General features: G+C 57.5%; 14 protein-coding genes. 4 read left to right on the top strand and 10 right to left on the bottom strand.

Translation table 11 applies throughout. The features are described from left to right. The first annotated feature begins 7 nt into the window (after window positions 1-7). Window positions 8-325, top strand: a complete 318-nt coding sequence (locus QMZ18_RS13295) for an NIPSNAP family protein (protein WP_282606775.1) — start codon at window positions 8-10, stop codon at window positions 323-325. A 38-nt stretch (window positions 326-363) separates the two neighbouring features. Here the strand turns inward: QMZ18_RS13295 and QMZ18_RS13290 are convergent, their stop codons facing one another. From QMZ18_RS13290 to QMZ18_RS13250, 9 genes are all read right to left on the bottom strand, one after another. Next, window positions 364-891, bottom strand: coding sequence for a gamma carbonic anhydrase family protein (locus tag QMZ18_RS13290; RefSeq protein ID WP_282606774.1), 528 nt, complete (start codon window positions 889-891; stop codon window positions 364-366). 41 nt (window positions 892-932) lie between these two features. Continuing rightward, window positions 933-1,568: a glutathione S-transferase family protein gene (locus QMZ18_RS13285; protein ID WP_282606773.1), complete on the bottom strand. Its 636-nt coding sequence runs from the start codon at window positions 1,566-1,568 to the stop codon at window positions 933-935. 134 nt (window positions 1,569-1,702) lie between these two features. After that, window positions 1,703-2,713: an Ldh family oxidoreductase gene (locus QMZ18_RS13280; protein WP_282606772.1), complete on the bottom strand. Its 1,011-nt coding sequence runs from the start codon at window positions 2,711-2,713 to the stop codon at window positions 1,703-1,705. Beyond that, window positions 2,710-3,642, bottom strand: a complete 933-nt coding sequence (locus QMZ18_RS13275; protein ID WP_282606771.1) for a hydroxyacid dehydrogenase — start codon at window positions 3,640-3,642, stop codon at window positions 2,710-2,712. The genes QMZ18_RS13280 and QMZ18_RS13275 overlap by 4 nt, the downstream gene beginning before the upstream one ends. Window positions 3,643-3,710: 68 nt before the next feature. Beyond that, window positions 3,711-4,190, bottom strand: a complete 480-nt coding sequence (locus QMZ18_RS13270) for a tripartite tricarboxylate transporter TctB family protein (RefSeq protein WP_282606770.1) — start codon at window positions 4,188-4,190, stop codon at window positions 3,711-3,713. Continuing rightward, the gene (locus QMZ18_RS13265; RefSeq protein ID WP_282606769.1) at window positions 4,180-5,688 is read right to left on the bottom strand and encodes a tripartite tricarboxylate transporter permease; all 1,509 of its coding nucleotides are present in this window, start codon (window positions 5,686-5,688) and stop codon (window positions 4,180-4,182) included. The genes QMZ18_RS13270 and QMZ18_RS13265 overlap by 11 nt, the downstream gene beginning before the upstream one ends. 85 nt (window positions 5,689-5,773) lie before the next feature. Then, the gene (locus QMZ18_RS13260; RefSeq protein WP_282606768.1) at window positions 5,774-6,748 is read right to left on the bottom strand and encodes a tripartite tricarboxylate transporter substrate binding protein; all 975 of its coding nucleotides are present in this window, start codon (window positions 6,746-6,748) and stop codon (window positions 5,774-5,776) included. Window positions 6,749-6,885: 137 nt separating this feature from the next. Then, window positions 6,886-8,055: a UxaA family hydrolase gene (locus QMZ18_RS13255; protein ID WP_282606767.1), complete on the bottom strand. Its 1,170-nt coding sequence runs from the start codon at window positions 8,053-8,055 to the stop codon at window positions 6,886-6,888. Between the two features lie 2 nt (window positions 8,056-8,057). Further along, complete coding sequence (locus QMZ18_RS13250; RefSeq protein ID WP_282606766.1) at window positions 8,058-8,345, bottom strand: UxaA family hydrolase; 288 nt, start codon at window positions 8,343-8,345, stop codon at window positions 8,058-8,060. Window positions 8,346-8,598: 253 nt separating this feature from the next. Between QMZ18_RS13250 and QMZ18_RS13245 the strand changes: the two genes are divergently transcribed. Continuing rightward, the gene (locus tag QMZ18_RS13245; RefSeq protein WP_282606839.1) at window positions 8,599-9,324 is read left to right on the top strand and encodes a GntR family transcriptional regulator; all 726 of its coding nucleotides are present in this window, start codon (window positions 8,599-8,601) and stop codon (window positions 9,322-9,324) included. Window positions 9,325-9,455: 131 nt separating this feature from the next. Here the strand turns inward: QMZ18_RS13245 and QMZ18_RS13240 are convergent, their stop codons facing one another. Next, window positions 9,456-9,854 carry a DUF427 domain-containing protein gene (locus tag QMZ18_RS13240; RefSeq protein WP_282606765.1) on the bottom strand — a complete coding sequence of 133 codons (399 nt, stop codon included), beginning with the start codon at window positions 9,852-9,854 and terminating at the stop codon, window positions 9,456-9,458. Between the two features lie 282 nt (window positions 9,855-10,136). On the opposite strand from QMZ18_RS13240, the gene QMZ18_RS13235 reads away from it, so the two are divergent. Continuing rightward, window positions 10,137-10,946 (top strand): IclR family transcriptional regulator, encoded by an 810-nt coding sequence (locus QMZ18_RS13235; protein ID WP_282606764.1) that lies wholly within the window; start codon window positions 10,137-10,139, stop codon window positions 10,944-10,946. A gap of 171 nt (window positions 10,947-11,117) precedes the next feature. After that, entirely contained in the window at window positions 11,118-12,041 is a 924-nt protein-coding gene (locus QMZ18_RS13230) for a bifunctional enoyl-CoA hydratase/phosphate acetyltransferase (protein WP_282606763.1), read from the top strand. Window positions 12,042-12,079 lie beyond the last annotated feature (38 nt).

Here is a 12,079-nt window from a genome sequence, read left to right as displayed (position 1 = left end):
TGCCTCTATGATCTTTGATCATCGCACCTATAGGGTCCGCCCGGGTACTCTACCGAAACAAATGGCGCTCTATAAGGAGTATGGTTATGCCGCGCAGTGCCGGAACCTGGGCAAGCCCGTGCTATATGCGACGACTGAGGTGGGAGACGTGAACACCTATGTCCACATCTGGGCCTATAAAGATATCGCCGAACGCGCAGAGAAACGAGCAGCGATGCTTGCCGACCCGGATTGGCAGAATTACCTGAAGCATAGTGCAGAAGCCGGTTATCTGATCAGCCAGGAGAACAAGATCCTGGTGGCATCAGATCTGCCAACTGCGTAACAGCGACCATCTTCTATAGAAGATGGTCGGTTTTAGCTTTAGTCGATACGCCGCAACTGACTCTTATAGTCTGGAATCTTGGTCACGTAAGACTCTGATGAAAGCCGCAGGCGTTCGATGTGCTGCTCCGACAATTCCCGCACGACTTTGGCCGGTGCGCCGAAGACCAGGGAGTTGTCGGGGATTTCCTTCCCCTCCCCGACAAAGCTGTTGGCGCCGATCAGGCAGTTTCGACCGATCTTGGCCCCATTCAGAATAATAGCGCCGATGCCGACCAGCGTGCCGTCGCCGATCGTGCAGCCGTGAAGCGTTACGCTGTGTCCAATCGTAACGTTGTCACCGATGCTGCAGGGAATGCCCGGATCGACATGCACAACCGAATTTTCCTGAATATTGCTGCCTTCACCGAGCGTAATGCTGTCGTTATCACCCCGCAGCACGGTCCCCCACCAGATCGACGTATGACGCGCCAAGCTGACATCGCCGATTACGACTGCGGTTGGCGCAATCCAGCTCGAAGTCTCGTCGGCGAAGCGAGGTGCCTTCTCGCCAATGGCATAAAGCATGGCGTTTTCTCCGCTTGATTTCCCGGTATCGTAACAGGCGCTCAGGGTAGCGGGATTTCACCCATCTGTTTGGGAACGTGATAGCCACGTTGAAAGGCAGGACGTGCGGCCAGTTCGCTGTACCAACGCGCAAGGTTGGTAAAGGACTTCAAGTCGATCTGCTGCCATTCGAAGCGTGAAATCCATGGCCAGGTGGCAATATCCGCGATGGAGAGTTGATCACCAGCAAGATATGCTGAATCCTCGAGCTGTTTGTCCAGAACGCCGTAAAGCCTCTTCGCTTCATTGCCATAACGCTCCTCGGCGTAGGGCGCTTTACCGGGATTGAATTTCAGAAAATGGTGCGCCTGTCCCAACATGGGCCCGACTCCGCCCATCTGCAGCATCAGCCACTCCATCATACGCCAGTAGCCAGCCTCATCAGCAGGAACAAGTTTACCGCCAGCTTTCTTGGAGAGGTACAACATGATCGCACCGGATTCCATTACGGAAGTTCCATTTTCCGTATCGACGATCGCAGGTATTTTGTTGTTGGGGCTGATCTTAAGAAAGTCGGGCGCAAACTGGTCGTCGTTCGTGATGTTGATGGGAATTGCCTTATACGGCATTTCCAATTCTTCAAGCATGATCGAGACCTTGCGGCCGTTGGGCGTGGTCCAGGTATAGAGATCAATCACGGAGCGCTGTCCTTTCGCGTATTTAGCCAGGTGCGACAGGAATTATCAGCTGTCGACCGTAGAATGGTGCGGCAGTTTAGACCGTGATCCCAGGTTTACGGCAAGAGATTTCGAGCCATCGCCGACGCCGTGGGCTATCGATGTGCCAACTGCTCCAACTCTTCAACAAAGGCAGGATCGACGGCAACGCCACCTCTGGCCGCGGCACCACGTGCCTCCAACCGCCGCATGCCCGGCAGACGTGTACCCGGCTGCACCAGGATCGCTTGCAGCAAGACTTCGAGCCGGTCTGTGAAGGCATCCCCTGACATCCGCCTCGGATCAATCGCAATGAGGGTCTGTCCGACGCCTGGCGCAGGACCATCGGACGTGAAAAATGATGAGGCTTCGAAACCGAAGTTCGCGCCGGTCACGGCGGCGGCGAGGATCTCAACCATAAGAACCAAGGCAGCCCCCTTCGCGTCGCCGATGGGGATCATAGTTCCTTCCAGAGCTGCCGCAGCATCGGTTGTGGGCTGACCTTCCTTGTCCAGGGCCCAGCCGTCAGGAATTGGCTCGCCCTTCTTGGCAGCGACCATCACCTTGCCACGAGCCACCTTGCTAAGGCTCAGGTCAATCAGCAAAGGGTCAGCCGAGCGGCGCGGTGCGGCAAAGGCAATCGGATTGGTTCCGAAGACGCCGTCCCTGCCTCCCCAGGGCGCAATGGCCTTGGGACTGTTGCCCAGAGCAAGGCCAACCAGTCCGTGCTGGGCCAAACGTTCAACGTGATAGCCTGCCTGCCCGAAGTGGTGAGAGCGAAAGACACCTGCCATCGCGATTCCGCTTTCAGGCGCAACCTCGTCCAGCTTTTCGATTGCGAGATCCATCGCCGGAAATGCAAAGCCCGAACCGGCATCGATGCGCAGGGCCGCTGCTCCCACGGGTTCGGCCCGAGGCACGGCATGCCCCTGTACTTTGCCCGAAGCCGCCTGTGCGGAATAGGCCGCCAGCCGCGAAAGGCCATGCCCTTTTTGACCGTCGACTTCGGCGGCAACCAGCGCATTGGCGACGCTGGTGGCATTTTCAGGCGATGTGTTGTGGGCCGTCAGAACGCGGCTCGCCAGATCCTTAAGGGCATCGATTTCGAAGTGCGTCACGGCGGTCATGCCTGTTTCTCCAAGTGGCGTCTTACATTGTCTGCGGTTACGCCGCTGACCCGAACATTTCCCTCTTCGGTCACCCCGGCGATATGCGGAGTGAGAATGAGGTTGGGAACACCCGCGAACAAGCCGCCGGCATCAGCGGTCACCGGTTCACCCGCAAAGACATCCAGTGCGGCCCCGCCGAGCGCACCTGAGCGAAGTGCGGCTGCCAGCGACGCCTCGTCGATGACACCGCCACGCGCCGTATTGATGATAACAGCCCCCTTTTTCATTCCGGCAATCGCGTCCGCGTCGAGCAGGTTACGGGTCGTGTCGTTGAGCGGGACATGCAGACTGATGGCATCACTAGAAGCCAGCAGGTCCCGCAATTCTAGCTTCTGACTGCCCGACCAGGCCCGATGATCCGACGGCAGGAAAGGATCGAACGCGGCAATCCGCATTCCCATGGCACCGGCCCTGCTCGCGACATTGCGTGCAATGGCGCCAAAACCAACCAAGCCAAGCTGTTTACCGGCGACTTCCCGCCCGATGCAGGCCTGGCGCGGCCAATCACCTGCAACGACGGCATCGCTCGACAGGAAAGCACCCCGCAATAAGACCAAGGTCATGGCGATGACATACTCTGCTACCGAGTCATCGTTGGCGCCGCTTGCCGGACAAACCACGATGTCGCGCGCTGTACAGGCATCCAGATCGATATTGTCGAGTCCAACACCGAGGCGGCCAACCACCTTCAGGGAAGTAGCAGCTTCAAGCAATTCACCACGTATCTGAGTGCGGTTCCGGACGATCAGAGCGCGTGCGCCGGCAACCAACTGCAGGAGCTCGTCGGCCTTCTCGACCAAATCCGGATCGTAGTGAAGGGTGTAGTCCCGACGCAGGCCCTCCACCGCAGCTTGATCCATGAATTCGGAAATAACGATATCGGGCATGACTGTATTACCTGTGAGTTTCGGCCAAGGCCGATCCGCATCGACAGAACGGTCTCGGCATTACGCCGTCAGCGAAACCAAACGCCGACGGGAAGCGGCACGAGCAGGACTTTGGAAAAGAGCGTATAAAATCCGAGAACAATTGCCAGACCTGCCACGGGAAACACGATGCGGCGACGGCCGGTCCAAGGGTCATACATGGCAAAAAGCATGATTGCGCCGAAGGCGCAGAAGCCCGACAGAAGAAACCCCACCCAAGGCATGACGAGCGACGCCCCCAGCATGGCGGCCACAAGGCCGACCCGCCGGGGCGTCGAGGCACTGCCCGTGCCGCCGGCAGCCTCGTCGGCTGGTCTTTTTATAAAATTGTACGCGATCAGCAGGATACAAAAGACAATCATGGCCGCCGCAATCGCACGTGGGAAAACGTAGGAATCCGAGTCCGTCATCGAGGTCGTATCCCAGAGAGCCAAACAGGCCATCAGAATGAATACGACCGCAGTCACAGTGCCGGCAAGGTCGCTGCGGCTTTTCGACTCAACCTGCATTAGCGGTTCCTCCCGTAGTGGCCCAGTGCTTCCGTATGAGCGGATAGAAGAGAGAAATCAGCGTGAAAAGAATAATCACCAGGCTGATCGGCCGGCCGAAGAACATACCTGTCAAATCCTCCGTCGCCGCACCGATAGTCCAGGCCTGAACGAACCCCTGCTCCGCGATGCGCCCCAGGATGAGGCCAAGGACGATCGGTGAAGGGCTGAAACCAAAGCGATTGAGGAACCAGCCCACAACGCCCAGAACAATCATGATCACCACATCGGAGATGGAATTGCGGATGGCATAGGTGCCGATCATGGTCATGAATGCGACCGTCGGCACCAGTATGGCCTTAGGTACGGTAATGATCGATTTGTAGGCGTAGCGGCCGATCACCAGACCGGCAGGCAGCATCAGGACCGTCGCCAGAATCAGACCATAGATGAAAGTGTAGACGATGGCGCCGTTCTCAGTGAAGAGACTGGGACCGGTACGCACCCCCTGGATCAGGAGAGCGCCCAGAATGACGGCATCCGGTGGTGTACCCGGGATGCCCAGGACCAAGGTCGGAATAAAGCCACCGCCGACCGTCGCGTTGTTCGCAGATTCGGTCGCCTGAACCCCTTCCGGTTCGCCTTTGCCGAAAAAGGCGCTGCGCTTCGAACTGCGGCGCGCTTCGGAATAAGCGACCAGACCGGCGATCGACCCACCCGCTCCTGGAAGAATTCCTACCAGAGTACCGATTACGGAGCTGCGGATAAGATTGAATTTTCCCAACCAGGAAATCGCCAAAGCTTCCTTGAGGCGGAAACCTCTTGGCTGCTGTGTGACCTTTAGGTGGCGGTCAGGGGTCGCAACCAAATCGATCATGACCGGAATGCAGTACAGCCCGATCAGAGCGGAAACCGTTTCGATGCCGCCAAGCAGAACCTGGCTACCGAAGGTAAAGCGAATATCGGCAGATATTTCCGCAACACCTATACAGGCCAGCAACAACCCGAAGCAGGCGCCGATCAACCCCTTGAGAAGATTACCTTCGGAGAGCGCCGAGATCAGCGTCAGACCGAAGACCGCCAGCCAGAAGTATTCAACCGGCCCGAAAGCCAGAGCGACCTCGGCCAAAGGCGGGGCAAGTCCAAGCAAAAAGGCGGCCCCAATCAGTCCGCCGACCACGGAAGAGACGCAGGCCAGGGTGATCGCAAGATCACCGTCCCCGCGTTTGGCCATGGGATAGCCGTCAAATGTGGTCGCAATCGCCGAGGGCGTGCCGGGCGTGTTCAGAAGAATGGCGGCATATGCACCGCCATAGATTGCGCCCGTGTAAATGGCGCCCATGAGGATAAGAGCCGAAGCCGGCTCCATGGAAAAGGTAATCGGAACCAGGACAGCCACGGCCATGGTTGCCGTCAGCCCCGGCAAGGATCCAATGACGGTTCCCGCCACAACGCCGGCCAGGGCCAAGAGAACGTTGAGCGGCGTCAAAGCCTGCCAGAGATAGTCCAGTCCGGTCATAGCCGCTGTGCCCCGGTTCCGATACCCAGTTTCGTGAAGGAAGAGTAGTTTGCGTCAGTCAACGAAAACTACTTGTAGACGAAAGCTACTTGATAACCCCGGCTTCACGCGCAGCTTCCTCATATGCCTTTGCCTGCTCGGCAACAAAGGCGTTGAGATCCTTGTAACCGACATCGAGCAAAGCCATGCCGTCGTTTTCCATGCGCTTGCGAAACTCCGGATCCGCGTTGATTTCGCCGATCATCTCGGAGAGCTTTACGCGCACATCTTCTGGCGTGGACTTGGGAACCGCGATGCCACGATAGGCCCCAGAAACCAGATCGAAGCCGAGCTCCTTGAAGGTCGGAACATCCGGGAATTTCGGATGACGCTGTTCCATGGCAACCGCCAGCATACGGACCTTGCCTTCATGCTTGGCACCCACCGAAGTGTAACCCCACTCCGCCTTTACCTGATCCCCCAGCAGAGCCGCAACGGCCTTACCGGTTCCCTTGAAAGCGACATAAGTCGTCTTGACGCCGGCCATCTTGTCGAAGCGAACCTGCGCGAGATGATTGGCAGTACCCTTACCCGAACCTGACATTGTCAGCTTGCCAGGATTGGCTTTCGCGTAGTCGACCAGATCCTGAAGCGACTTGATATCACTGCTTGCGTTCACGACGATCGCATCGGGGGTGTAATGGAACATGTAGACGCCAGTGATGTCCTCGGTCTTGAAACCGACATCCTTCTGCAGGGGCTTGACCACGATGTGCGGCAGGTTGATGCCCATCATTGTGTAGCCGTCGCCGATCATGCCGTTGAGTTGCGACCAGCCGACCGCACCACCGCCGCCGGGCTTGTACGCGATCACCAGATCCTGGCCGAACTTCTCTTTGAAGAAGGACTGCTGGTGACGTGCCGTTATGTCGGACTCGCCACCTGGTCCGAAGGGAATGATGTAGTTGACAGGTTTGTCGGGAAAGGCTTGCGCCGTCGGTACGCCAGAAATCATTGCGATCGCCGCCAATGACATCGCCGCGACCACCGTAGTGGCACCGATTTTTCTCAGAATATCCATAGGTTCCTCCTGAATGTACGCCGATTCTTATGGTCCCCGTATCTTCGGGGTATCAGGTAACACACCTGCAAGACGAGCAGGCAATGCTCGGGGCGACGTAAGTCTATTACATCGCCCCGAACCGATAACAACCGAAACTAAGCGCTTCGGTACAGCTTGGTCATAACGAACTCGCGGTGCCCAAGCGCTTCTGCAGCGGTCAAGCGTCCGTTACAGGTCCGGATCGTCATGTCGAGCAGCGCATCACCTGCTTCATCCATATTCATTTCGCGTCGCAGGATGCCGGACACATCGACATCAACATGCTCTCCCATTGTCCGCACGGTACGCGGATTTGCAGTCAGCTTGATGACCGGCTCAATCGGATTGCCGATGATATTGCCCTGACCAGTTGGGAAAAGGTGAACTACGAAACCGGCAGCCGCTTGCAGAGTCACACACTCGGCAGCTGCCGAGGAGGTGTCCATGAAGTACAGACCGGGTCCGCTCGAAGGCGCTTCGGCCGGCTGCAGGACATCGACGAAGTTGGTCTTCTTGCCAATCTTCTCGAAGTTGCCGAAAGCCTTCTCCTCGATGGTGGTCAGACCGCCCTCGATATTGCCTTTGGTTGGCTGACTGTCGGAAAGATCGCTGGTCTTAAAGGGCTCGATCACCTCATCCATATAGGCCTGCCAGGTGGCGAGGAACTTCTTGCCGATTTCAGGGGTTACGCCGCGCTTGGCGCACTCCAGTTCGGCGCCGGTCAGCTCGGACGTCTCACCGAAGCAGGTGGTGGCGCCCTGGACGTCGACCTTGTCGATGAAGTTACCCACCGTCGGGTTCGAGGCCAGGCCCGAGGTCGTGTCGGATTCGCCACACTTGGTCGAGACCCAGAGCTCGCCCAGGCCACATTCCTCGCGGGTCTTTTCGCTGGCCCACTGAACGTATTCCTTCGCCTTGCGGGATGCTGCGGCAATGGTATTGATGTCGCCGTTCTGCTCGATGGCGAAACCCTCGACCGGCTTACCGGTGGCGGCAATACCGTCAACGATCCGTTTGGTCCAGACCGGCTCGATACCAATCACAACAACCGCTGCCACGTTAGGGTTGCTGCCGGTCCCGATCAGAGTACGGAAATGCAACTCCAGATCCTCACCGAACTGCAGACGGCCGTAGTGATGCGGCAGGGCCATGCAGCCCTGGATGTTGTTGGCCACGGCTTCGCAAGCCGCATTGGAGAGATCGTCGAGCGGCAGAATGATGACGTGGTTCCGGACGCCGACACGATTGTTTTCGCGGCGATATCCCCAAAAGCTTGATTGCGCCATACCTACCACCTCTTGGTCTTGACGTTGTGAACGTGGGCGTGATGTCCCTTGCCGATGTCGGCGATCGCCTTGCCGATGTCATGGCTGTACTTGATGATCGTGTCGCCATTCGCGATATCACCCAGTGCAACCTTGTGCCCCAGGGGAATCGGGTCGAGCGCAGTAATCGAAAGCGTCTCGTCGGTCTCCATCAGCCATCCAGTCAGTTCCTGACCGGCTTCGATGCCTTCGACCACGATGACACCAACGGTGTCCTTCGTCTCATGGACGAGAAAATCGGGTGCTGTCACTTAAGTCCTCCCATGCAGAAATCCGCCCGCTGAACGACAAACGGCAGGGGCGGCGTAAAATCTGTCCGACGTTATGCCCGGCGCAGTCCGCAGGTCAAGATATTCTTTTAACTCTTATATAAGAGTTGTATGATTTTTCTTCTAAACTTGCTATAACCCTGGCGCGACATAAAACTTGACCCGCGATAAACCGAAAAGCGCCCGGACCACAGTAAAATGACAGCCGGCAAAGGTGACTGACCCTTTGAATGAAATGAAAACCATACGTGGCAGCGCGCCACTCTACAGTCAGGTCAAAGAGCTGATCATTCAGCAGATCGTAAAGGGCATCTGGAGCCCCGGCGACCTGCTGCCCAGCGAGACCAAACTTGGACAGGACTATGGCGTAAGCCAAGGAACCGTGCGCAAGGCGCTCGACGAGCTGGCATCAGAAAACCTGGTGATCCGGCATCAGGGGAAGGGAACTTTCGTTGCTGCCCATACGCCCGATCGGGCATTGTTCCACTTCTTTCACATTGTCAGCAACAGCGGTGTGCGCCAGATGCCGTCCAGCCGGGAAAAGGGTATGACCCGGCGTCGGGCTCTGCGCGAGGAGACCTTGAAACTTGGGTTGCCGTCTACGGCCAGAGTTATACAAATTGATCGCGTACGCGACTTGGAGGGTCGCCCGGTCATCGCCGAGAGCATCGTGGTTCCTGCCAAGGTCTTCCCGGATCTGGACAAGCTCCCCTTGGCCGATCTGCCAAACAATCTCTACCAACTCTATGAAGACCGCTATTGCGTAACCATCAGCCGCGCGGTCGAGCACCTGCGGGCGGTGGCCGCCTCATCGCAGGACGCGGCCTGGCTCGGCGTCAAAAAGGGCTCGCCCTTGCAGTTGATTGAACGCGTTGGCCATAACCTGAGCGGAGTCCCGGTCGAACTGCGGACCAGCCGCTGCAACACCCAGGACCATTACTACGAAAGCGTCATCGTTTGATTCAGGCGTGCGGGAACCCTCGGCCGACTGCGTCTTGATAAAGCTGCATTTCCATCGACAAAGCGCCTGGATGAACCGATATCTCTACAGTGCGGAATCATACCAATCGTTGTTGTTAACGATCTTTGGTATTAGTGCTCCGAGATGAATTCGTAGCTGACGAGGCGCTTATCGAAAGCGATACAATCAGCGAGTTCCGTCACTTCTTCGTAACTGCGCGGATAGGCCCACGCTGCATTCTCGGCAATTTCACGATCGACTTTGACCGACCAGTAGGACGCGTAACCTTTAAAGGGGCAATGTGTCTCCCGGGACGTTTCGCGCAAGAATTCGCTGCGCACATCTCTACGTGGAATGTAAACCACGGGATCATAGCTGGCTTCCCGGACCGTGATCCCATTCCTGGTGTCGGCCACAACAATGCCATTAAAGAGCACACGGACTTGCCTCTTTTCATGCGCAAGTTCGACTGTGTGTTCAGGGTGTTTTTCGTATCCGGGGCCCGGCCCCATTACCGCCGCGCTGTGCATCTGCATCTCCCAGTTGTTGAAACCATAACCTATTCATCTGGTCCTGCAAAAAAAACAAACAAGAGGAAGCCGGTCGTTTTTCTTTTTCCTACTGCGACTTTACTCCTCATTTTAACGCCCCGCTCATGAGGGCTTTTCCCTGCTTACGACTTAGCTTTCAAGCATTATACTTGTTAACGAGCGTACCGGCGTATACCAACTATCCCCCGTTGAACGACGAGATTAGGGAATGGGGATCTTCCGAACCGGAGCCCCGGGACGCCCTATAGTGGACAGGTGAGAATGGCGCGGCAAGGTAACGGAAAGAAAGAGGATCAAGCAGACCGCACGCCCCCCGGCCTGCGGCGATTGTACATTCTCGAGGTTCTCACCCAGTCGGGATACCCGATGACGCCAACGGACATCAACGAAAGCCTCGGTTTACCGAAGCCTACCGTCCATCGCCTTTGTAACGAGCTGCACCTGGACGGTTACCTGACCAAAGACATCGACGGCCGACGCTTTCTGCCGGGCAAGCGCCTGCGGAGCATCGCCGCAGGCGTGCTGAGCTTCGCGCCACTTGCACAGCTGCGGCACACAATCCTGCAACGCGTGTCGGAACAGGTGGGCGAGACCTGTAACATCACTCTGCCCGACACCAGCGGCATGATCTATCTGGACCGCGTGGAAACCCACTGGCCGATCCGTATCGAGCTACCCGTGGGCGGCCATGTGCCCTTTTACTGTACTGCAAGCGGCAAACTGTACTTGAGCACTCTGCGCCGGTCACAGCAACGCCGGCTCGTGGACAGCCTGAAACTGGACCGGCACGCACCGAACACCATCACCGACAAAGACGAGTTGCTTGCGGCACTGGAAGTAACGCGCAAGAACCGGCTCGGCGTAGACAACGAAGAGTTCGTCGAGGGAATGGTCGCCGTGGCAGTACCGGTCGAAAACGATAACGGAGACTTCGTCGCAACCCTGGCAATCCACGCCCCGGTCCAGCGGATGAGCTTGGCTTCAGCCATGGAGCACGTCGATCTGTTGCGGCATGCCGCGAAAGATCTCTACAGCGTCGCGATCGACCCAGAGTCCCCGCCGACAGACTGAACAGGCTGGCGATAATGCCCGCGTTGCTTAGCGCGTGCCGATAGCTCTTCTCGAGTAAGCCGTAAACCGCTAGCTTTTGCTTGACTTGTTTTATGCGATCCATCTATTTGAGACTTAAAGTCTCATTTTTAGACGAATACGCTTAAACTCTTTTTGTTCGGGAGTCGGGACATGCTCGGAAAAACACAGGTCGAATGCCCGCAGAGCCTTCTGCGCGCCGCCAAATCCGCCGCGCCACTGCGCACCGCAATCGTCAATGCGGGTGCCGCCGTCGTCATGGAGAGCGCCTACGACGCAGCAAGCGCGGGCGTTATCGAGCCGGTATTTTTCGGTGACGCCGATGCCATTCACCATCATGCCTCCGATCTCGGTTGGGATATTTCCGCGTATCAGATTACGGCCGCCGACAACGAACAGGCTGCGGCAAGTGCGGCGGCAAGCGCGGCAGGTAACGGCGAAGCGGCTGCGGTCATGAAGGGACATATCCACACAGACGTCTTCATGCGCGCTCTACTGAGCAGATCAGCGAACCTGCGGACGGAACGCCGCCTGACCCATGTTTTCCATATGACGATTCCAGGACGGGAAGGTCAGCTCCTGCTTACGGACTGCGCCGTCAACATCCACCCGGATATCGAGACCAAGAAGGCCGTAGTTCAGAATTCGGTCGACTTGGCACATGCCCTGGATTTGGCTGAACCAAAGGTTGCTCTGCTCTCAGCCACCGAGGAGCCCATGGAACAGATGCCCTCAAGCACCGAGGCTCGAACCCTTTCCGACTGGGCAAAGGAAAACGTCAGCGGCGCCGCAGTCTACGGCCCACTGGCGATGGATCTCGCTCTCTCCAGCGAAGCCGCGCGCACGAAAGGCGTGGATCACCCGGTCGCCGGTCGCGCCGACATCATCGTTGTACCGGATATTGTGACCGGCAATGCTCTCTTCAAAATGATGGTGCATTACATGAACGCCTGCGCCGCCGGCATCGTCTTGGGCGCCAAGGTGCCGATCCTGCTTACCAGCCGAGCCGACCCGCCCGCCGCTCGTCTGGCCTCCGCAGCTCTGGCGGCCATCATGAACAACAACAGCGCGCACTAGATTCACGCATTCGGCAAAGGCCTGATTCGCGTTCCATT

The organism is Pelagibius sp. Alg239-R121, from assembly GCF_947331435.1.
Classification (GTDB): Bacteria; Pseudomonadota; Alphaproteobacteria; order Kiloniellales; family Kiloniellaceae; genus Denitrobaculum.
Note: the sequence above shows the minus strand (reverse complement) of the source record. Positions and strands in the feature narration are given on the sequence as shown.

Coding starts and splice junctions, on each gene's coding strand:
- QMZ18_RS13245 (WP_282606839.1), top strand. CDS start 8,599: ATGAAAACCATACGTGGCAGCGCGCCACTCTACAGTCAGGTCAAAGAG.
- QMZ18_RS13295 (WP_282606775.1), top strand. CDS start 8: ATGATCTTTGATCATCGCACCTATAGGGTCCGCCCGGGTACTCTACCG.
- QMZ18_RS13235 (WP_282606764.1), top strand. CDS start 10,137: ATGGCGCGGCAAGGTAACGGAAAGAAAGAGGATCAAGCAGACCGCACG.
- QMZ18_RS13230 (WP_282606763.1), top strand. CDS start 11,118: ATGCTCGGAAAAACACAGGTCGAATGCCCGCAGAGCCTTCTGCGCGCC.
- QMZ18_RS13260 (WP_282606768.1), bottom strand. CDS start 6,748: ATGGATATTCTGAGAAAAATCGGTGCCACTACGGTGGTCGCGGCGATG.
- QMZ18_RS13255 (WP_282606767.1), bottom strand. CDS start 8,055: ATGGCGCAATCAAGCTTTTGGGGATATCGCCGCGAAAACAATCGTGTC.
- QMZ18_RS13265 (WP_282606769.1), bottom strand. CDS start 5,688: ATGACCGGACTGGACTATCTCTGGCAGGCTTTGACGCCGCTCAACGTT.
- QMZ18_RS13270 (WP_282606770.1), bottom strand. CDS start 4,190: ATGCAGGTTGAGTCGAAAAGCCGCAGCGACCTTGCCGGCACTGTGACT.
- QMZ18_RS13280 (WP_282606772.1), bottom strand. CDS start 2,713: ATGACCGCCGTGACGCACTTCGAAATCGATGCCCTTAAGGATCTGGCG.
- QMZ18_RS13290 (WP_282606774.1), bottom strand. CDS start 891: ATGCTTTATGCCATTGGCGAGAAGGCACCTCGCTTCGCCGACGAGACT.
- QMZ18_RS13240 (WP_282606765.1), bottom strand. CDS start 9,854: ATGCACAGCGCGGCGGTAATGGGGCCGGGCCCCGGATACGAAAAACAC.
- QMZ18_RS13275 (WP_282606771.1), bottom strand. CDS start 3,642: ATGCCCGATATCGTTATTTCCGAATTCATGGATCAAGCTGCGGTGGAG.